This is a genomic window from Nocardioides yefusunii (genome assembly GCF_004014875.1).
Taxonomy (GTDB): Bacteria; Actinomycetota; Actinomycetes; order Propionibacteriales; family Nocardioidaceae; genus Nocardioides; species Nocardioides yefusunii.
On sequence record NZ_CP034929.1, the window covers coordinates 1,707,072 to 1,727,696 of the forward strand.

18 protein-coding genes are annotated in these 20,625 nt (G+C 68.2%); 2 read left to right on the forward strand and 16 right to left on the reverse strand.

Going from position 1 to position 20,625, the window contains the following annotated elements:
• Position 1 precedes the first annotated feature (1 nt).
• The 16 genes from EOV43_RS07765 to EOV43_RS07840 all read right to left on the reverse strand — a co-directional run bounded on the left by EOV43_RS07765 (position 2) and on the right by EOV43_RS07840 (position 17,887).
• A complete protein-coding gene (locus tag EOV43_RS07765; protein ID WP_128220761.1) occupies positions 2-2,776 on the reverse strand; it encodes a DEAD/DEAH box helicase in 2,775 nt (924 codons plus the stop codon).
• Positions 2,773-3,648: a diacylglycerol/lipid kinase family protein gene (locus tag EOV43_RS07770; protein WP_239022020.1), complete on the reverse strand. Its 876-nt coding sequence runs from the start codon at positions 3,646-3,648 to the stop codon at positions 2,773-2,775. The genes EOV43_RS07765 and EOV43_RS07770 overlap by 4 nt, the downstream gene beginning before the upstream one ends.
• Position 3,649: 1 nt before the next feature.
• The gene (gene tatC, locus EOV43_RS07775) at positions 3,650-4,417 is read right to left on the reverse strand and encodes a twin-arginine translocase subunit TatC (RefSeq protein ID WP_128220763.1); all 768 of its coding nucleotides are present in this window, start codon (positions 4,415-4,417) and stop codon (positions 3,650-3,652) included.
• A gap of 72 nt (positions 4,418-4,489) precedes the next feature.
• Positions 4,490-4,741 carry a Sec-independent protein translocase subunit TatA gene (locus EOV43_RS07780; RefSeq protein ID WP_128220765.1) on the reverse strand — a complete coding sequence of 84 codons (252 nt, stop codon included), beginning with the start codon at positions 4,739-4,741 and terminating at the stop codon, positions 4,490-4,492.
• Between the two features lie 116 nt (positions 4,742-4,857).
• Positions 4,858-5,865: a helix-turn-helix transcriptional regulator gene (locus EOV43_RS07785; protein WP_128220767.1), complete on the reverse strand. Its 1,008-nt coding sequence runs from the start codon at positions 5,863-5,865 to the stop codon at positions 4,858-4,860.
• Positions 5,862-6,884, reverse strand: a complete 1,023-nt coding sequence (locus tag EOV43_RS07790) for a helix-turn-helix transcriptional regulator (protein ID WP_239022021.1) — start codon at positions 6,882-6,884, stop codon at positions 5,862-5,864. Before EOV43_RS07790 ends, EOV43_RS07785 begins: the two co-directional genes overlap by 4 nt.
• Positions 6,885-6,978: 94 nt before the next feature.
• Positions 6,979-8,046, reverse strand: a complete 1,068-nt coding sequence (locus tag EOV43_RS15580) for an FKBP-type peptidyl-prolyl cis-trans isomerase (RefSeq protein ID WP_206611290.1) — start codon at positions 8,044-8,046, stop codon at positions 6,979-6,981.
• A gap of 94 nt (positions 8,047-8,140) precedes the next feature.
• Positions 8,141-9,508 carry a Pup--protein ligase gene (gene pafA / locus EOV43_RS07800; RefSeq protein ID WP_128220769.1) on the reverse strand — a complete coding sequence of 456 codons (1,368 nt, stop codon included), beginning with the start codon at positions 9,506-9,508 and terminating at the stop codon, positions 8,141-8,143.
• Positions 9,509-9,645: 137 nt separating this feature from the next.
• On the reverse strand, positions 9,646-10,347 hold the full coding sequence (gene prcA, locus EOV43_RS07805) for a proteasome subunit alpha (protein WP_128220771.1): 702 nt from the start codon (positions 10,345-10,347) through the stop codon (positions 9,646-9,648).
• A gap of 41 nt (positions 10,348-10,388) precedes the next feature.
• Positions 10,389-11,207, reverse strand: coding sequence for a proteasome subunit beta (gene prcB, locus EOV43_RS07810; protein WP_128222205.1), 819 nt, complete (start codon positions 11,205-11,207; stop codon positions 10,389-10,391).
• A gap of 51 nt (positions 11,208-11,258) precedes the next feature.
• Complete coding sequence (locus EOV43_RS07815) at positions 11,259-11,456, reverse strand: ubiquitin-like protein Pup (RefSeq protein ID WP_128220773.1); 198 nt, start codon at positions 11,454-11,456, stop codon at positions 11,259-11,261.
• 10 nt (positions 11,457-11,466) lie between these two features.
• Entirely contained in the window at positions 11,467-12,978 is a 1,512-nt protein-coding gene (gene dop / locus EOV43_RS07820) for a depupylase/deamidase Dop (RefSeq protein WP_338323509.1), read from the reverse strand.
• Positions 12,975-14,762, reverse strand: coding sequence for a proteasome ATPase (gene arc, locus EOV43_RS07825; protein WP_128220778.1), 1,788 nt, complete (start codon positions 14,760-14,762; stop codon positions 12,975-12,977). The genes dop and arc overlap by 4 nt, the downstream gene beginning before the upstream one ends.
• Positions 14,763-14,961: 199 nt before the next feature.
• Positions 14,962-15,924: a tRNA (adenine-N1)-methyltransferase gene (locus tag EOV43_RS07830; RefSeq protein ID WP_128220780.1), complete on the reverse strand. Its 963-nt coding sequence runs from the start codon at positions 15,922-15,924 to the stop codon at positions 14,962-14,964.
• A 10-nt stretch (positions 15,925-15,934) separates the two neighbouring features.
• The gene (locus EOV43_RS07835) at positions 15,935-17,137 is read right to left on the reverse strand and encodes a site-2 protease family protein (protein ID WP_128220782.1); all 1,203 of its coding nucleotides are present in this window, start codon (positions 17,135-17,137) and stop codon (positions 15,935-15,937) included.
• Between the two features lie 27 nt (positions 17,138-17,164).
• Positions 17,165-17,887: an HAD family hydrolase gene (locus EOV43_RS07840; protein WP_239022022.1), complete on the reverse strand. Its 723-nt coding sequence runs from the start codon at positions 17,885-17,887 to the stop codon at positions 17,165-17,167.
• Between the two features lie 227 nt (positions 17,888-18,114).
• Between EOV43_RS07840 and EOV43_RS07845 the strand changes: the two genes are divergently transcribed.
• On the forward strand, positions 18,115-18,459 hold the full coding sequence (locus EOV43_RS07845) for an Lsr2 dimerization domain-containing protein (protein ID WP_128220784.1): 345 nt from the start codon (positions 18,115-18,117) through the stop codon (positions 18,457-18,459).
• 486 nt (positions 18,460-18,945) lie between these two features.
• Positions 18,946-20,625, forward strand: a complete 1,680-nt coding sequence (locus EOV43_RS07850; RefSeq protein WP_128220786.1) for a glycoside hydrolase family 16 protein — start codon at positions 18,946-18,948, stop codon at positions 20,623-20,625.

Here is a 20,625-nt window from a genome sequence, read left to right on the forward strand (position 1 = left end):
CTCATTCCCCCGCCGTGGAGAGTGCGATCACGCCGCGGCGCAACCGGTCGGCCGCCTCGCGGGCGGTCTTCTGGATCGGGGTGCCGGCGGCGGCGTGCGCCACCTGACCGGTGAGGTCGAGGAGCTGCTTCATCACGCGCACGAAGTCTCCCGCCGACAGGCCCGTCTCGGTGAGCACGTCGTCGAGGTCGTCGCCCTCGGCCCAGCGCCACGCCGCCCACGCGAACCCGGCGTCCGGGGGCCGCAGGAAGTCGAGCTTGTGGTCGCGCTCCAGGAGGTCCAGCTGACGCCACAGACGCTGGGTCTCGGTGACGACCTTCTGGATCCGCTTCGACGCCGGACGCGGGCTCTGGTCGCCCGGGCCGCGGGCCTCGTAGACCAGCACCGACAGGGCGCCGGCCAGCTCGGAGGGGTCGAGGTCGTTCCAGATCCCCTCCCGCAGCGCTTCGGCGGCCACGAGGTCCATCTCGGTGTGGATCCGCATCAGGTGACGACCGCGGTCGGTGACGGTGTCGCCGTCGAGGTACTGCAGCGCCGTCAGCACCGAGCAGACCCGGTCGAAGGTGCGGGCCACGGTGTTGGTGCGCGTCTCGACCCGGCGACGCAGCACGTCACCGTCGCGCTTGAGCTTGAACCAGCGCTCGGCCCAGCGGGCGTGGTCCTCGCGCTCCTCGCAGCCGTGGCACGGGTGTGCCTTGAGCTGCTGACGCAGACGCGTGAGCTGCTGCTCGACGGCGTCGTTGCGGGCACCCTTGCGCGGCGCCTCAGCTCCGCGCGGGAGTCCGCGCACGCGAGCACCCAATGCCATCGCGAGGTCCTTGCGGGACTGCGGGACGCGTCCGTTGAAGTTCTTGGGCACCTTGATCCGGGTGCGTGCCTCGACCGGGACCGGGAAGTCCAGCGGCACCAGGCGACGGGCCTCACGGCCGAGGGTGAGCACGTAGGGACGCGGCTCGTCAGGGTTGGCGAGGCCGGGGTCGACGACGACGGCCCACCCGGCGAACTTGCCGGCCGGGATCTCGATCACGTCGCCGGTGGTGAGCTGGCGCAACGAGGCCATCGCCTCGGCGCGGCGGTCGTTGCGGCGCGCGCGTGCGGCGTCCTTCTCCACTTCGGAGATCGAACGACGCAAGGCCGCGTAGTCCATGAAGTCACCCAGGTGGCAGGTCGCCGCCTCCAGGTATCCCTCCAGCGCCTCGTCGGCCTTGTGCAGCTGACGTGCCAGTCCCACGACGGAGCGATCGGCCTGGAACTGGGCGAAGGACTGCTCGAGCAGCTCGCGCGAACGCGCGTACCCGAACTGGTGGACCATGTTGACGGCCATGTTGTAGCTGGGCCGGAACGAGCTGCGCAGGGGGTAGGTACGGGTCGAGGCGAGACCGGCGACCTGTCGCGGGTCGATGCCCGGCTGCCACAGCACCACCGCGTGGCCCTCGACGTCGAGTCCACGGCGTCCGGCGCGACCGGTCAACTGGGTGTACTCACCCGGCGTCAGGTCAGCGTGGGTCTCGCCGTTCCACTTCGACAGCTTCTCGATCACGACGGTGCGGGCAGGCATGTTGATGCCCAGCGCCAGCGTCTCGGTCGCGAAGACGATCTTGACCAGGCCGGCGGCGAAGAGGTCCTCGACGACGGTCTTGAACGCCGGCAGCAGACCCGCGTGGTGGGCAGCGACGCCGCGCACGAGTCCTTCGAGGAACTCGTGGTAACCGAGCGCCTGCAGGTCCTCGGGCGGGAGCGCCTTCGCGGCGCTCTCCACCTGGGCCCGGATCTCGTCGCCCTCCTCACGGGTGGTGAGGCGGACGTCGGCGGCCAGGAGCTGGCTCACCGCTGCGTCGCAGGCGTTGCGGCTGAAGATGAAGTTGATCGCCGGAAGCAGCCCCTGCTCCTCCAGGCGGCGGACCACGTCGACACGCGAGGGGACCCAGACGCGACGGCCGTTGCCGACGTTGCGCTGGCCCTTGGTGGCGCCGCGCTGACCCTTGGGGTTGCGGCGGTCACGCATGAGTCGCTGCGAGGCGAAGTCGTCGCGGGCGACGCGCATGAGCTCGGCGTTGACCGGAGCTCCCTCCTTCACGAACCCGGCGGAAGCATCGACGTCGTTGGAGTCGAAGAGGTCGTAGATCTTGCGTCCCACCATGACGTGCTGGAACAGCGGCACGGGCCGCTTCTCCTCCAGGACGGTGGTGGTGTCACCGCGCACGGTGCCGAGCCACTCGCCGAACTCCTCGGCGTTGGAGACGGTCGCCGACAGCGACACCACCTGCACCGACTCGGGCAGGTGGATGATCACTTCCTCCCACACGGCACCGCGGTTGCGGTCGGCGAGGTAGTGCACCTCGTCCATGACGACGTAGCCCAGGCCCTCCAGCGTGCGGGAGTTGGCGTAGAGCATGTTGCGCAGCACCTCCGTGGTCATCACGACCACGGGCGCCTCACCGTTGATGGAAGTGTCTCCGGTGAGCAGACCGACGTTGGCCGCGCCGTGCTTCTCCACCAGGTCGGAGAACTTCTGGTTGGAGAGAGCCTTGATCGGCGTCGTGTAGAAGGCCTTGCGTCCCTCACGGAGCGCGAGGTGGACGGCGAACTCGCCCACGACCGTCTTGCCCGCACCGGTGGGCGCGGCGACGAGGACACCACGGCCGTCCTCGATCTCGCGACACCCGCGGATCTGGAAGTCGTCGAGACCGAACGGGAACGAGTCGGCGAACTCAGCCGTGACGGGGTGCTGCTGGGAGGAACGGAACCGGGCGTACGCCTCGGAGGGGGACGTCATGCGAAGACCTTGACTGCAGAAGGGATGCACTCGACGGTGAGGGGCAACGGACCGATCCGTTCCCCGTCGGCGTAGGCGACCACGTCGGGTGCGTGCACCGTGACGCGACGCGCCCGATGCACCTGGTACTGGGGGTGGCTCGTCAGTGAGCCGGTGAAGAGTCGGGGGTAGGTGCGGGCCAGTTCCAGCTTGTTGAGCTGGCCCACGGTGACGACGTCGAGGAAACCGTCGTCGGTCAGAGCGCCGTCCGCGATCCGCAGGCCGCCACCGAAGGTGGGGCAGTTCGCGATCGCGACGAGCATGCCTTCGTGTTCGCTGCGCACGCCGTCGAGTTCGAGGGAGTAGCGCAATGGCCTGAAGGAACTGGCCTCGATCAACGTGGCCAGGTTGTAGCGCCAGGGGCCGCGCGGCCACCGCATCCGGTTGGCGCGCTCGTTGACGACGGCGTCGAATCCTGCCGCCAGGACCGTGAGGAACCAGCGGTCGTCCGCACGTCCGGCGTCCAGGTGCGTGACCCGGCCCGACAGGATGACGTCCATCGCCGCCTCGACGTCGTGCAGTGGCAGGTCAAGAGCTCGGGCGGTGTCGTTGCCGTGACCGGTGGCCACGATGCCGAGAGGCACTCCGGTACCGGCGACTGCCTGCAACGCCAGGTGAACGGTGCCGTCCCCACCGACTGCGATCACCGCGGTGGCGCCCAGGTTCACGGCCGTACGGACCTCCTGGAGGGCCAGGGCAGCGTCGTCGTTGACGACGGCCCGGACCCGGTGACCGGCGTCCAGGAGGCGCCGGCGCACCGGCCCCAGGGCATCAGCCGTGACGCCACGCCCCGCGAAGGGGTTGGCGAGGATGACCACCGCAGGGACCGGCACGTCAGATCGCAGAGACTTCGTCGTCGGCGTACTCCGGGATGGCCTTCTTGGCCCGCACCTTGTCGATGAAGCGAGCCACGATCTCGGCGCCCAGGAAGAGGAAGGTCATCGGAATGGCGAGGGAGAGCATGGACATCGGGTCCGTCGACGGGGTGGCGACAGCAGCGAAGATGAACGTGCCCAGGACCAGCCACGGACGGATCTTGCCCAACTGCTTGCCGCTGACCACGCCGGCCAGGCTCAGCATCACCACGAACAGAGGGATCTCGAAGGAGATGCCGAACACCAGCAGCATCCGGCTCAGGAAGGAGAAGTACTCACCGAACTCGACGAGGCTCTCCATCGAGTCAGGGGTGAAGCTGATCAGGACCTCCAGACCCTTGGGGAGCACGTAGTACGCGGTCAGGACACCGAAGATGAACAACGGGCCTGCCACGGCCGCGAAGAGCCGCGACCACTTCTTCTCCTTGGAGTGCAACCCCGGGACGATGAACGCCCAGATCTGGTAGAGCCAGTAAGGGCTGGCCGCCACGAGCGAGGCGACACCGCACAGCTTCAGGTAGAGCATCAGGGGGCCGGTGGCACCGCTGACGTACGGCCTGGTCTCGACCGACTCACCCAGCGCGATGCGCGCATCGTTGTAGGGCTCCATGACCAGATTGAGCAACGGGTCGTAGAAGAACAACGACGTGATGAAGATGGCGGCGAACACCAAGAACGAACGCAGCAGACGGCCGCGCAACTCCCGGAAGTGGTCACCGACGGGCATCCGCCCGTCCGGACCGACCGGCTGCTGCGGCTTGACGCTCAGCAGCCTGAAAAAACCTCGGACCACGCCGGATCAGGCGTCGCGGTCGCGACGTGCGTCATCGACCACGTCGTCAATCTGGGTGGCCTCGATACGCGGCTGGGCCGGGGTGTCGTCGTCGGTCAGACCCTTGGTCTCGGCCTTGAAGATGCGGAGCGCACGGCCGCTGCCGCGCGCGAGTTCGGGAAGCTTCGCGGCACCGAACAGGAGGACGATCACCGCGAAGATGAGGACCAGTTCCATGGGGCCGAGGCCAGCGATGGCGGGGTCGAGGTGCAGGTTCATGTCAGTCCTTGCGTGCAGAGTAAGGCGATCGTGGAATGGTCCGGGAAGATCCCGGGCAGACGTGGCTCATGCTACGCCTGTGCCCGTGACGAGAACACGCTCTCGGGGCATCGGTCTCAACTGTAGAGCCCTCGGGTGCGGCGAGCCTCCCGCGACGCGGCCACCGCGTGTGTGACGTCGAGCGGAACGGCGTCGGGAGCGAGTCGCAGCACCAGCCCGGACACCCACTCGGGATCCCCGACGGCGAGGTCCACCTCCAGGCGACCGTCCTCGAACTCCCGTGCCGCCTCGATCGGGTGGTAGGACGCCACCCATCGGGCACGGGGTCCCAGTGAGAGGGTCACGACCGGCATCTCCGCGTCGGTGCTGAACAGCTCGTGCTCCAGGTCCCGCAGCACGACGTCCGGATGTGCGGCGGCGAGCACGTCGGAGACGACGACGTCCTGGGCCCGGTCCGCCCGGAAGACCCGCAGTTCGCCGGCAGTGTGACACCAGGCCTGGAGGTAGGTGTGACCCTCCACCCGGGCCACGGCCAGCGGGTCGACGACCCGTTCGGTCCGGGCGTCGCGACCCTGGCTCCAGTACGTCATGGTGACCTGCCGGCCGTCCTCGACCGCTTCGGTCCATGCCGACGCGACGGCGGCCGCGCTGCCCTGGGCGTCCACGGTCCGGGCGTCGGCGTCCGTGATCTCCACCGTCGGCACACCCGCGGGCTGCCCGGCTGCGGTGGCCCGCTCCAGCTTGGACAAGGCGCGGTCGACGACCTCGACGGCAGCTTGACCGCCCCGTTCACGCAACGAACGCAGTGCCACCACCAGCGCACTCGCCTCGGTGGGGGCCAGCCGGACCGGTCGCGCCAGGTAGTCGGCGTTCCAGACGCGGATCGTTCCGTCGCCGTCCGGGTCGGTGACCGAGTCCATGTCGACGTCGATCAGGTCGTCGGGATAACCCCCGGGCAGCCCGCACATCCACAGCACCTTGAGATCCTTGACCAACTGCTTCTGAGTAGTGCCGAGCGCCTCGGCCGCCTCCGCCACCGGGAGGTCGCCCCGGGCGTGCAGGAGAGGTACGAGGGTCAGGAGGCGAGCGACCTGGTCACGGGCACCCGTTCCGGCGCGGCTCATGCGGCACCACCGGACTGGACGTCGAGACGCTCCAGCAGCAGGTCGAGACGCCGCACGACCGTGTCCCGGAGCTCGACGGGTTCTTCGACGTAGGCGTCGGAACCGGCTCTCAGGACGCTGTCGGCGATGCTCGCGACGTCACCACGCAGCCGCAGGCGGCTCCACCCCTCGGTCTTGTCGGGACCGACGACGTCGTCCGCGACGAGGTCTCCCGAGCGGCGCAACGCACCGGCACGTCCGGCGCGCACCAGCACGGAGGCCTCCACGGACGGGCGGCTCGGAGCCAACCGCCTCGTCACGGCCTGCAGATCGGTACCGGCAGGCACGGCGTAGGCGTCGGGTTCGGTGACCAGGCGCCCCTTCCCCACCACCCGGGAGAGGCGGAAGAGGCGCTCCTCGCCGCGGTCGACGTCGAGACCGACCACGTACCACCGTCCACCGTGACGGACCACACCCCAGGGCTCCAGGAGCCGGCGTTCGGTCTCCAGGCTACCGGCCTTGCGGTAGTCGAAACGCACCCGACGACGTTCCTGGGTTCCGGTCCAGAAGGTCTCGAACGACGGCTCGTCAGCGGTCAGCGGCGCCGCTTCCAGCGCGGGCAGCGCGACCCGGGGGTCAGAGCCGCCCTCGTCCATCACCGGGCGCAGCTTGCGGACGGCGGCGGCGGCGGTGTCGGCCAGGGCGGCGTTCTGCCACACCTTCGCCGCGAGCGCCACGACGCTCGCCTCGTCGGCGGTGAACTGGATCCCGGGCAGCGCATAGTGGTCGGGACGGACACGGTACCCGGGCTCGTCCTCGAACCAGGCGTCCTGGTGTCCGGTCTCGATCGGCACACCGAGTTCGCGCAACAGTTCCTTGTCCCGGTCGAACATCCGGTCGAACGCCGGCCCCGCGGGTTCGCCGTAGACGGTCGAACGGATCCGGTCCTTGGAGACGTAGCGGTCCTGGACCAGCAGCATGATCAACAGGTTCATGAGCCGCTCGGGCCGGCTCTGCGCCTCAGGGGTGGATCCTGCCACGGGTGCTCCTCGTGCGGGTGGGGCCAGGCCAGGCCGTGTGTCGTCCCGAGTGACGAACGGCCTGACCCGGCAGGTGTTGACCAGGTGATGCGGGTCAGGAAGCGCCGACGATGTCGACGGCGAACACGATCGTGTCGGTGCCCTTGATCCCGGCCGCCTCGTTGCCGTTCTCGCCGTAGCCCTGGGCCGGCGGGATCTGGACGATGATGCGGGTACCGACGGTCTTCCCGACGACTGCTGCGTCGAACCCCTTGATCATCTGGCCGGCGCCCACCACGAAGGTGAGGTTGTCGCCACGCGAGTAGGAGGAGTCGAACGGAGCGTCGCCACCCCAGACCTGACCGACGTACTTGACCGCGACGCCGTCGCCAGCCTTGACGGTCTTGCCCTTGCCCTTGATGAGCTCGGTCACCTGGAGCTTGCCGGTCGGCTTGGGCTTGCCGGAGAAGTCCATCGTCGGGACGTCGGTGGAGAAGTCCACCTTGGGCGCCCAGTCGGCCTTGCGGACCGGACGGCCCTTGGCCTTGGGGAGCGCGTTCTTCTCGGCAGCGGCAATGAGCTTCTCGCTGTCCTCCAAGGCCTTGGCCTGGGCCTCCTCGGACTCCTTCTGCTTCTTCTCCGCAGCGGCCTGCTCGTCCTTCTGCTTCTTCAGGTAGGCGTCGCGCTCCTCGGTGCTCTTGATCTCGAGGATCTCAGCACGCAGGACGAGACCATCCTCGTCACCGACACCGAAGACCAGATATCCGGTGCCGGGGAAGACCTCGTTGGCCGGACCGGTGACCAGGGTGACGGCTCCGGCGCTGTGGCCGATCACGGCCTTGCGGAACCCTTCCTGGATGTCCTCGCTGAGCACCATCTCCAGGGGCTCGGCGTCCTTCTGGTACGTGTCGATCTTGACCGCTTCGTCGTAGGAGTTCTGCAGCCAGACGTGCACGCTCACCAGGTCGTCGGCCTTGGCCTTGGGGCCCTTGCCGGCCTTGAGCTCGCTGACCTCGACCTTGCTGGGCGTGAAGTCGCCGTCGTACTTCACCTCGGGTGCCTTCCCCGCGACGTCGGAGACGTTGATCGCCGACTGGGGGGTGCCGGACTCCTCACCACACGCGGCGAGGGACAACATGCCCACGGAGAGAACTGCAACGGCAAGGGAACGGCGGACGTTCACGGACGAACCTTTCGGCGGTGGATCGGGCGCGACCCACAGTAGCCGCCGCTCCCGAGAACGACCGGAGGGACACTCTGGCCGGGGCGTCCGGGGCTCAGGGTGCAGCGGTCTCGAGCAGCCGCTGCACCCGCTCGTCCTCGTACCGGAAAGGGTCCTTGCAGAGCACGGTGCGTTGCGCCTGGTCGTTGAGCTTGAGGTGCACCCAGTCGACGGTGAAGTCACGGCCCGCATCCTGGGCGGCACGGATGAAGTCACCGCGGAGCTTGGCCCGTGTCTGTTGCGGCGGCTGGTCCTTGGCCAGCGTGATCTCGTCCTCGGCGCAGACCCGGGTGACCGCACCACGCCGTTCGAGGAGGTAGTAGAGGCCGCGATCGCGACGGATGTCGTGGTAGGCGAGGTCCAGCTGGGCGACCCGGGGGTGCGACATCGACAGCCCGTGCTGGGCGCGGTACCGCTCGATCAGACGCAGCTTGATCACCCAGTCGATCTCACGTTCGACCATCCCGAGGTCGTCGGAGTCAACCGCCTTGAGGGTGCGTTCCCAGAGGTCGAGAGCGCGGTCGATGACGGGGGTACGGATGCCGCGGCTGTCCACGAAGTCGAGCGCTCGCCCCAGGTACTCAGCCTGGACCTCGAGACTGGAGGCTTCGCGTCCGTTCGCCAACCGCACCTTGCGACGACCGGTGGTGTCCTGGGACATCTCCCGGATCGCCCGGACGGGGTTCTCCAAGGTCATGTCACGCAGCGCCCAGCCCTCCTCGATCATTCTCAGCACGATGTCGGCTGAGGCGACCTTGAGCAGCGTCGTCGTCTCGCTCATGTTGGAGTCCCCCACGATCACGTGCAACCGGCGGTACTGCTCGGCGTCGGCGTGGGGTTCGTCGCGGGTGTTGATGATGGGACGGCTCCGCGTCGTGGCACTGGAGACGCCCTCCCAGATGTGCTCGGCGCGCTGGGAGACGGCGTAGGTGGCACCCCGGGGGGTCTGCACGACCTTCCCGGCCCCGACCAGGATCTGGCGGCTCACCAGGAACGGGATCAGCTGGTCGGCCAGCGCGTTGAAGTCGCCGTGGCGGGAGACGAGGTAGTTCTCGTGACAGCCGTAGGAGTTGCCCACGGAGTCGGTGTTGTTCTTGAAGAGGTAGACGTCGCCCTCGATGCCCTCCTCCGCGAGCCGCTTCTCGGCGTCGAGCATCAGGTCCTCGAGGATCCGTTCCCCCGCCTTGTCGTGGATGACGAGCTGGCGCACGTCGTCACACTCCGGGGTCGCGTACTCAGGATGGCTCCCCACGTCGAGGTAGAGCCGTGCGCCGTTGCGCAGGAACACGTTGCTGCTCCGCCCCCAGGTCACGACGCGGCGGAAGAGGTACCGCGCAATCTCGTCCGGGCTGAGGCGACGTTGTCCCTGGGACGTGCAGGTGACCCCGTACTCGTTCTCGATTCCGAAGATCCGGCGTTCCATGACCTCACCCTAGGTGTGGCGCAGGTCTCGTGTCGCCGCTGATGTGGTCCCACTCGATGACGGTCCGACAACGATCGAGGCCCGCGCCGACAGGGGTCGGGGCGGGCCTCGAACAGGCTGTTCACGTGCGAGCGACGTCATCTCACGGGGGCGACCAGACCCTCCAGACGGTCACCGCGGAGTCGGTCGAACTTGCGAGGGCGGTGCCGGCGACGATTGAGCACAGCGACCTCCAGATCCGCGACACCGATCGTGCGGTCCCCTTGGTCGGAGTGCCCCAGCGCCGCGACCGCCACCCGCACCGCCGCCTCCAGGTCCATGTCTGGACGCCAGTGTTCCTGCAGGTGCTCGGCCACGACCTCTGCGGCACCGCCCATCACTGCGTAACGATGCTCATCGGCCACCTGACCGTCGTAGGTGAGTCGGTAGATCTGGTCGTCGGCGGCGCTGTCGCCGACCTCGGCGACGAAGAGCTCGACCTCGTAGGGCTTCTCCCCGCCGGCGGAGAACACGGTGCCCAGGGTCTGGGCGTAGGCGTTGGCGAGCCCCCGGCCCGTGACGTCACGGCGGTCGTAGGCGTAGCCGCGCATGTCGGCGAGTCTGACGCCAGCGATCCGGAGGTTCTCGAACTCGTTGTAACGCCCCACTGCGGCGAACGCGATCCGGTCGTAGATCTCCGAAACCTTGTGCAGGGCCTGGGAGGGGTTCTCGGTGGCGAAGAGGACGCCGTCGGCGTACTGCACGACGACGACGCTGCGTCCCCGGGCGATGCCCTTGCGGGCGAAGTCGGCGCGGTCCTTCATCATCTGCTCGGGCGAGACGTAGAACGGGGTGGTCATCAAGATCTCCTGGGCGGTGCGTGGCGGGCAGGGCGTGACGCTCACACGAGCGGGGCGACCGGCCCGTCGGGACGCAGAAGACGTGCCGCGACGACACGATCGGCGACCTCGGCGACGTCGGCGTCACTGAGCCGGTGGCCGCCCTCGGCAGTGACGACGTGGACCACGGGGAAGATTCGCCGGGCGAGGTCGGGACCTCCGGTGGCGGAGTCGTCGTCAGCGGCGTCGTACAGGGCCTGGACGACGGCGGCGACGCATCCGTCCTGGTCGAGGTCCTCGCGGTAGAGCTTCTTCAAGGACCCACGGGCGAAGACGGACCCGGAGCCCACTGAGTGGAAGGCGGTCTCCTCGTACCTGCCGCCGGTGACGTCGTAGGAGAAGATCCGGCCGTGCCCGGTGGCGAGGTCGTGCCCGGCGAAGAGTGGGACCACGGCGAGGCCTTGCATGGCCATGGCGAGGTTGTTGCGGATCAGTGCAGCCAGGCGGTTGGCCTTGCCGTCCATGGAGAGCGTGGTGCCCTCGATCTTCTCGTAGTGCTCCAGTTCGGTCTGGAAGAGACGCACCATCTCGACGGCCAGTCCGGCGGTGCCGGCGATCCCGACGACGGAGTACTCGTCGGCGGGGAAGACCTTCTCGATGTCTCGTTGGGCGATGACGTTGCCCATCGTGGCGCGGCGGTCGCCGGCCATCACGACGCCCCCGTTGAAGGTGGCGGCGACGATCGTGGTGCCGTGCGGGGCGAGGTGTCCCAGGTCGCGGCCCTGTTCCGCTGCGTGCGTCGCGGAGCTGGGCAGGTGCGGCAGCAGGTCAGGGGCCTGGGTGGTGAGGAAGTCGGAGAAGCTGGACGTCCCCGGAGCCATGAAGGCGCCGGGGATCCGGGCCTGGTGCGAGGAGGGGGTGTTGTGGGGCACTCACTGACCTCCCTTCTGCACGAACGAACGCACGAAGTCCTCGGCGTTGGACTCCAACACCTCGTCGATCTCGTCGAGGATCGCGTCGACGTCGTCGTCCAGGGCCTCCTTGCGCTCGGCGACGTCGCTGTCGGTGGCGGCGTCGACCTGCTCGCCGTCCTGGGTGGACTTCCGCGTCTGCTTCTGTTCCTGGGACATGGTGGAACCCCTATCTGTGGTCGGCGGTGAGAGCAGCGAACAATTCCGCGGCAGTGCGGTGGCGGTCAAGGAGTCCGCCGACCCGCGCCTTGGTGCCGCGCAGGGGGTCGGGGGTGGGGATGCGCTGCAGCGAGGAGCGGCCCGGGAGGTCGAGGATGACGCTGTCCCAAGACGCGGCGGCGACCTCGTCGGGGTAGCGCAGCAGGCACTGCCCACGGAACCAGGCGCGAGTGTCCTCCGGGGGTTCGGTGACCGCACGCAGGACGGCCTCGGCGTCGACGAGGCGTTCCATGTGACCGCCGGCGACGAGTTTGTGGTGGAGTCCCTTGCTTGTGCGCAGGTCGGCGTACTGCAGGTCGACCAGGGCCAGTTTGGGGTGGTCCCAGGCCAGCCCGTCACGTTCGCGGTAGCGCTGGAGGATCTTGAGCTTGGCGACCCAGTCCAGCTCTCCCGCGCACAGCATCGGGTTGGTCTCCAGACGGGTCAGGACGCTCTCCCAACGCTCCATCACCGCCACGGTCTGGGGATCCTCGTCAGCGCCGGTGCGCTTGACGTGGTCGCGGGCCCGTTCGAGGTGGATCCACTGCAGGTCGAGGGCGGTCATGAGGCGGCCGTCGACGAGTTCGACGCGGTGGGCCAGCGACGGGTCGTGGGAGACCGCGCGCAGCTCGGCGACGGGGTGCCGCAGCGCGAGGTCGTCGGGCATGACGTCGGCCTCGATCATGTCCAGGACCAGGGCGGTGGTGCCGTACTTGAGGAACGTGGACACCTCAGCGAGGTTCGCGTCACCGACGATGACGTGGAGACGTCGGTGCTGGGAGGGGTCGGCGTGCGGTTCGTCGCGGGTGTTGACGATCGGGCGGCGCATCGTGGTCTCGAGGCCGACCTCGACCTCGAAGAAGTCGGCCCGCTGGCTCAGTTGGAACCCCGGATGGCGCCCGTCGCGTCCGATCCCCACCCGCCCTGCGCCACAGACCACTTGGCGGCTCACGAAGAACGGGATCAGGTGCTTGACGATGTTGCGGAACGGGGTGGCGCGCGCCATCAGGTAGTTCTCGTGGGTGCCGTAGGAGACGCCCTTGCCGTCGGTGTTGTTCTTGTAGAGCACCACCGACGGTCCGCCCCGGGCGTTGACCAGTTCAGCCGCGCGCCGCATCACCTCCTCGCCGGCCTTCTCCCACCGGACGACGTCGATCGGCGTGGTCACCTCGGGTGAGGAGAACTCCGGATGTGCGTGGTCGACGTAGAGCCGGGCGCCGTTGGTGAGGATGACGTTGGCCAGCCCGAGGTCCTCGTCGGTCAGTTGGCTGGGGTCGGCGTTCTCCCGCGCGATCTCGTGGCCACGGGCGTCACGCAGCGGATGTTCCTCCTCGAAGTCCCAGCGGGCGCGCCGGGCGTTGAGTTCGGCCGCCGCGTAGGCGTTCACCACCCAGGAGGAGCTCTGCATCGGGTTCGCGCCGGGATTGCCGAGCACCTGGATCCCGTACTCGACCTCGCTCCCCATCACCCGGCGGACGGTCACAGGTACTGGCCCGTGCTCGTCGCGGTGTCGATCGACCGTCCGGGTTCGGTGCCCTGCTTGCCGGTGACGAGCGTGCGGATGAAGACGATCCGTTCGCCCTTCTTGCCCGAGATCCGAGCCCAGTCGTCGGGGTTGGTGGTGTTGGGCAGGTCCTCGTTCTCCTTGAACTCGTCGACGCAGGCCTGGAGCAGGTGCTGGACCCGGATGCCACGGCGTCCGGTCTCGATCAGGTCCTTGATCGCGCTCTTCTTGGCGCGGTCGACGATGTTCTGGATCATCGCCCCGGAGTTGAAGTCCTTGAAGTAGAGGACCTCCTTGTCGCCGTCGGCGTAGGTCACCTCCAGGAACCGGTTCTCGTCGGTCTCGCGGTACATCCGCTCCACGGTGGTGCGGATCATCGCGTCGACGCAGGCATCACGGCTTCCGCCGAACTCGGCCAGGTCGTCCTCGGCCAGCGGAAGATCGGCGGTGAGGTACTTGGCGAAGATGTCGTGGGCCGACTGGGCGTCGGGACGTTCGATCTTGATCTTCACGTCGAGTCGTCCGGGCCGCAGGATCGCGGGATCGATCATGTCCTCGCGGTTGGAGGCACCGATGACGAGGACGTTCTCCAAGGTCTCGACGCCGTCGATCTCGCTGAGCAACTGCGGAACGATGGTGTTCTCCACGTCGGAGGAGACGCCGGAGCCGCGGGTGCGGAAGAGGGAGTCCATCTCGTCGAAGAAGACGATGACGGGGGTGCCCATCGAGGCCTTCTCCCGGGCACGCTGGAACACGAGACGGATGTGGCGCTCGGTCTCGCCCACGAACTTGTTCAGGAGCTCGGGCCCCTTGATGTTGAGGAAGTAGGAACGTCCTTCGGCTCCGGTGCGCTCGGCGACCTTCTTCGCGAGGGAGTTCGCGACCGCCTTCGCAATCAGCGTCTTGCCGCACCCGGGAGGGCCGTAGAGCAGGATCCCCTTGGGCGGACGGAGCTTGTGCTCGGCGAAGAGCTCGGGGTGCAGGTACGGGAGCTCGACGGCGTCACGGATCAGCTCGATCTGGCCACCGAGACCACCGATCGACTCGTAGGCGATGTCGGGAACCTCCTCCAGGACGAGGTCTTCCACCTCCGACTTCGGGACCCGTTCGAGGGCGAATCCGCTGCGGGTGTCGACGAGGAGGGAGTCGCCCACCTTCACCTCGCCCAGGATCGGCGTCGCGAGCCGGACGACGCGTTCGTCGTCGCTGTGTCCCACGACCAGTGCCCGGTCTCCCCCGGCCATGATCTCCTTGACCAGCGTGACCTCGCCGGTGTCCTCGTGCTCGTGCACCGCGACCACGTTCAGTGCCTCGTTGAGCAGCACCTCACGGCCTGGGGTCAGGTCCTCGGACCGCACGTCGGGACTGACCTCGACCCGCAGTTTCCGCCCGGCCTGCAGGACGTCGGCGGTGCCGTCGGGGTGGAGAGTCACCAACACCGCGAAACCCGACGGCGGCTGGGCCAGTTTCTCCACCTCCGCGTGCAGCGTGGTGATCTGGTCACGGGCCTGACGCAGCGTCGTCCGCAGCTGTTCGTTGTGGGCGGTCGTTCCGTCCAGGAGCCGCCGGGTCTCCTCCAGACTCCGCTCCAACTGACGGGTCCGGTCCGGCGCACAGGCATGCGAGTCGCGCACCTGGCGCAGTTCGGACTCCAGGGTGTGGATGCGCCGCGTCAGGGCCTCGACCGCGTCCGCCCCCTCCGCCCCGGGGCGCGTCGAGTCGTCCTCGTCGTGCCGTGCTGGTCCACCGTCGGGGTAGGTCATGGGGTCACCTCCAGTCACTGCGACCCTACCCATTCGGGGGCACTGCGGAAGTCCCCTGAGCGGCGACCCGATCACGATTGGAAAACGTGCAGCGGCGGAATGCAGCAGGGCCCCGACGTCGAGGTCGGGGCCCTGCTGGGTCGAACGTGACTGACCGATGACCAGTGAGTCGCCGGTCAGTCGCCGGTCACGGGGTAGTTCAGGAGTCGGCGGACTCCTCGAACACGGCGGCCGGGAGGTCTGCGGGACGCGGGCCGGTGTAGTCAGGACCGTACGCGCCCGGGGCCGGACGACGCTTCTTGACCGGCGGACGCTCGCCCGGGGCCATGCGGCGTGCGGTCACCAGGAAGGCGGTGTGGCCGATCATCTTGTGGTCGGGGCGCACGGCCAGACCCTCGACGTGCCAGTCGCGCACGAGGCTCTCCCAGGCGTGCGGCTCGGTGAATCCGCCGTGCGCACGCAGCGTCTCCACGACACGCGAGAGCTGGGTGGTGGTGGCCACGTAGACACAGATGATGCCTCCGGGAACCAGGGCCTCACCCACGGCGTCGACGCACTCCCAGGGGGCGAGCATGTCGAGGATGACGCGGTCGACCTTGTGCTCCAGCTTGGGCAGTTCCTCGGCGAGGTCGCCCAGACGGAGGTCCCAGTTGGGGTGCTCCCCACCGAAGTACTGGGTGACGTTCTTGCGGGCGACGTCGAGGAACTCCTCGCGACGCTCGAACGAGATCACCTTGCCGAACGGACCCACCGCACGCAGCAGCGTGCAGGAGAGCGAACCCGAACCGGCGCCGGCCTCGACCACGATCGAGCCGGGGAAGACGTCGGCCGAGGAGACGATCTGGGCCGAGTCCTTGGGGTAGATGACCGCGGCACCGCGGGGCATCGAGACCACGAACTCGCTCAGCAGCGGGCGGAAGACCAGGTACTGGCCGCCGGCGGAGGAATTGATGGTGAAGCCCTCTTCGCGACCGATCATGTCGTCGTGGGCGAGGTGGCCCTTGTTGGAGAAGAACATCTTGCCCGCAACGAGCTCGAAGTTGTGGCGACGGCCCTTCTGGTCGGTCAGGCGCACCCACTCGCCCTCACGGAGGGGGCCACGGTGCACCCCCGCCCAGGCTTCGGCAGGAACGTCGGGGGTCGGCGTCAGGGCGTCACTCATGGGGTGAACTTTAGGCGGGGGTGCCGCGGAACGCGCGATCGACGTCGGCGGTCGACAGGACGCCGTGGACCGCACCGGTCGCGTCGACGACGAGGTACTCACTCAGCGGGCTCCTGCCGATGGCCCGGACCAGGTCTTCACCCACCAGCGTCACCGGGAGCACCGCCCCCGGCCCGACACTGCGGGCGACCTCGCTGACCGACATCCAGGCCCGGCGATGTTCGGGAACCGCGAGGAGCGCGGCCTCGGAGACGATCCCGACCGGACGGCGCTGCTCGTCGACGGTCACGATGCCACCGGCCTGCTCGGCCTGGGCCCGTGCCACGGCGAGGTTGAGCGGCATCTGGGAGTCGACCAGGCAGGTTCGGCGGGCCAGGTCGCGGACCACGAGTGCGGGGAGCTTCTCCATCATGCGGGCCCGGGCCACCACGGCGTTGGCGCCTCCCAGCAGGAAGATCGCCACGACTGCGGCCAGGACGAAGTCGATGACGCCGGGGGTGATGTCGAGGACGGCCCCGAGCAGGAACGGATAGGCCAGCATCAGCACGGCCAGCACCCGGCCGCACCATCCCGCGACCAGGCTTCCCCGGTGCGGGTTCCCGGTGAGCTTCCAGACGCCGGCCTTGAGCACCCGACCGCCGTCGAGGGGCAGGGCCGGCAGCAGGTTGAGCACGCCGATCAGCAGGTTCGCACCGGCCAGCCCCTCCACGCCCACACGGAGGACTCCCTCGGGAGTCAGGAACCACAGACCCACACCGAGTGCACCGATGGCCAAGGACGTGATCGGACCGACCACCGCCACCCAGAACTCCTGCTTGGGGGTGCGTGCCTCGCCCTCGACGGCGGTCGCGCCGCCCAGGAAGTGCAGGGTGATGCTGGTGACGCGGGCACCGAAACGACGCGCCATGAGTGCGTGCGACGCCTCGTGCAGCAGGATCGCGAGGTAGAGGATCACCGCGAAGGCGAAGCCGGCCACGTACTTCCAGGCACCGATGCCCGGCTGGACCTGCTCGATCCGCGGGGAGACGATCCACGACACCAGTGCCGCGACGATGAACCACGACGACGTCACCAGGACGTCGGCACCCGCGATGCTGCCGAGCCGGATGGTGCCGGCAGGGCGACGCGGCGGTGGCCCGGGGACGGGATCCCGCTGTGGTTCAGGGGTGGGGCGACCCGGTTCGGGATGCGGGTCCTGCGGAGAGTGCGACACGACCAGACCCTAGCCGAGCGGACGCGGTCAGCCCCGACCGGCGAACGCCTCACGGTGGATGCGTCCTGCCTCGGCGGCGTCGATGCCGTCGAGGGTGTCGCGGAAGATCCGGCGTTCGCCCTGCTCGACCGGGACGTGCAGGGGCACGACGAGCACGGCGCAGCCGGCGTCCTGCGCAGACCTGGTGCCGGTGCCGGAGTCCTCGATCGCGAGGCACTCAGCGGGCTCGAGACCCAACTGCGCGGCGGCCACGAGGTAGGGCTCGGGGTGGGGCTTGCCGTGCTTCACCGCATCGCCGGTGACGACGACGTCGAAACCGTGACCGCCGAGCACCTCGAGGATCGGGTCGACGAAGCGCTGGTAGGACATGGTGACCAGGCCGCACGGGACACCGGCGTCGGCGAGGGAGCCGAGGAGTTCCCGGGCGCCGGGGCGCCACGGGATGCCTTGGCGCAACTTGTCGACCACGCCGTCGAGCAGGAGTTCCACGATCTGCTCGGCCGGCAGCGGCACCGGCCCGTGCTCGGCGATGTAGCGCGCGGAGTCGATGAGTGCGTTGCCGACGAGATGATGGGCGTGCTCCAACGACCAGGTGCCGCCGTGCGCCTCGACGATCTCGAACTCGGTGGCGATCCAGTACTGCTCGGTGTCGACCAGGGTTCCGTCCATGTCCCACAGCACCGCGGCAGGCAGGTGCCGGGCGTCGACACCGGAAACAGGGCTGGCGTTCAGGACAGGTGCGGTGCTCACGGTTTCCTCCGGCGTCGTCGTCTCCCCCACCGCTCCACCCTAGGCAGCACGAGCCGGCAGCCCGACATCGCCACCGGTGTCCAGCAGCACCCGCGACACCTTTGAGTCACCTTCCAATGACGTCAAGCAATGGCAAATAGATTCAAACACAGAGAATTCATTTCCAGCGATGCGCAACACGTGTCCTGAGTACTGGAGTGACGATTGACCTGTGTGAAAATGCCACCATGGCCATACGCACGATTCAGGTCATTGATTCCGACATCAGTGGCACGAGTGGGGCCCAGACGATCACTTTCGCCCTCGGTGAAGCGTGGTACGAGGTCGACCTCACTCCCCTTGAGCAACACCAGCTCAGCGACGCCCTGCAGATCTACATGCAGGCAGGTCGTCGCATCACTCCCCCGCACCTGGAGAAGCAGCGCGTGGTCCCTGAGACAACCCCGGCTCAGCGCGAACGCATCCGCACGTGGGCGCGCGCCCAGGGACTCGGATTCGCCGAGCGGGGGCGGATCCCGCGACGAGTGATCCTGGCCTGGAACGAGGCACACCCCAACGACCAGGTCGTCTGACCCGGGAGAACGACACATCACCGCGCAGAAGGCGCTGGGCCACGTGGCCCAGCGCCTTCTGCGCATTTCGGGGCCGTCCGCCGCGGGCACCCTGCGTCATTGAAAACCACGGCAAACCACTGCAAACCATCCAGAACGACAGGGAAATGACGCAGAAAGACTCAAGGTCAATTGAATGAATCCAGATGAATTCAGAGCGACGATCGAGTGGAGAAGTCATCGAAATGGGGGTCAAATAGATGTGACACCCACATCCGGACAATAAATGACATCACTGATGCAGTGAATCGCTTCTCACAGGCGCTTTCAGTGGTCTTTTCAATTAAGCCTTTGGGACGATCACATTGTTCTCATGAGTCACATCATTCACTCGCGTCACTTCATCCCAACGCGAGTCGATGATCTGCAGCGCACACCTCCAGGGACCCCGCATCACCCACCTCGTGCCCGACTCACTCCCCCCCGAGAAGAAAATGAGTCGATTCGATGACCGTCCCACGGGTGGCCCTGGTCGCCCTGAGCGCCGCCGTCCTCAGCACCTTCGCCCCCACCACCACCGTCCCCACCACCGTCCCCACCTCGCACGAGCCTGCCGCGAGCGCCGCCGCCACATCCACGCCCCGCGTCGCCGCCACCACCACCACCACGAAGACCAAGGCCGTCTCCACCCGCCACGTCACCGTGGCGACCTCCAGCGCCCAGGCCCTCACGGTCGCCTCGAGCACCTCCGGCACGATCGCTGCGGCAGACACCCCCCAGCCAGTCGCCCCGAACGCCACGATCAAGGTGACCGGACGCAGCAGGACGAAGGGTGCCGCCCGCGTCCAGTTGCTGCGCCGCACCGCGAAGCAGAAGAAGTTCAGCGTCGTCAAGACCGTTCGCACCACCGCCCGGGCCACGAAGTTCGCCTTCTCCACCAAGCTGCCCAAGGGCGTCAACACCGCCGTCTACGGCGTCAAGGTCATCACCGGACGCACAGCCTCCCGGGCAACGGTGGCCACCTACACCCAGCACGCGGCCCCGGACGCGCTGAAGGTCTCGACCTTCTCACCCGCGATCGTCGAGACCGGCGCCCAGACCTCTCCGGAGCGCGCCTCAGCAGCAGCTCAGTTGCTTCGTGTGAACTGGGCGACCGGTCCCGCACGACGCGTCGCCATCCTTCAGGAGCGCCGCGTCACCGGTGGCAAGGCCACCACGTGGCGTGACGTCGAGACCTCGTCCACCCTCGGGGCCCGGCGCACCGGCACGTGGTACCCGAAGACCGGAGCGTCCGCGAACGCGCAGTACCGCGCCGTCTTCCGTTACACCACCGGCGTCTCGACGGTCTCCGCCGCGATGACCCCCACGGCCGGACGCGTCATCTTCTCCGACGAGTTCGACGGCACCAGGCTCGACATGACCAAGTGGAACCAGCGCGGCGAGAACCGCTGCGCCTACCAGACTCCCTCGCTCGACACCGTGACCGTCTCCGGCGGCACCGCGAAGCTGACCCCGCGTCTCAAGGCCGGCTCGACCCCCAACGCCGCCTGCTCCCCGTGCGAGCAGGCCTCGGGCGAGGCCACGCGTCGAGGCTCGGAGTGTGTCGAGGTCCCGCACATCGTGACCAACAACAAGATCGCGGCACCGGCCCCCGGCACGTCGGCCTGGATGGCGGCCCGGGTGAAGCTCCAGGCCGGCACCGCGGGTGACCACCAGGGCGGAACGCACTCCTCGTTCTGGTTCAACGCCGGTTACTGCCGTGGCGGCGAGATCGACGTCTTCGAGTACATGGGCGACAACCGTCTCGCCGACAGCGCCCACCGCAACAGCAAGGGCGCCGTGGCCACCAAGCACTACGACCTCAGCACCTGCGACGGGTTCGGCGAGATGGAGAAACGCGACCTGACGCTGCACTCCACTCCCACGTCGTCGAAGGCGAAGAAGTGGTCGCAGCAGTACACGATCTTCGCGGTCCGCTGGATCCCCAAGGCTGGAGACACTGCGGCCGAGTACCAGTTCTACGTCGACGGCAACCACGTCGCCACCACGAAGGCGCGCGGCGCGAAGGACAACAACCTGGGCGGCCTCATCCTGTCCAACTTCGTGGCCGACTACGAGAACCGCGGCGCGATCTCACTGAGGAACTCGACCCTGACGGTCGACTGGGTGCGTGCCTGGAACATGTGA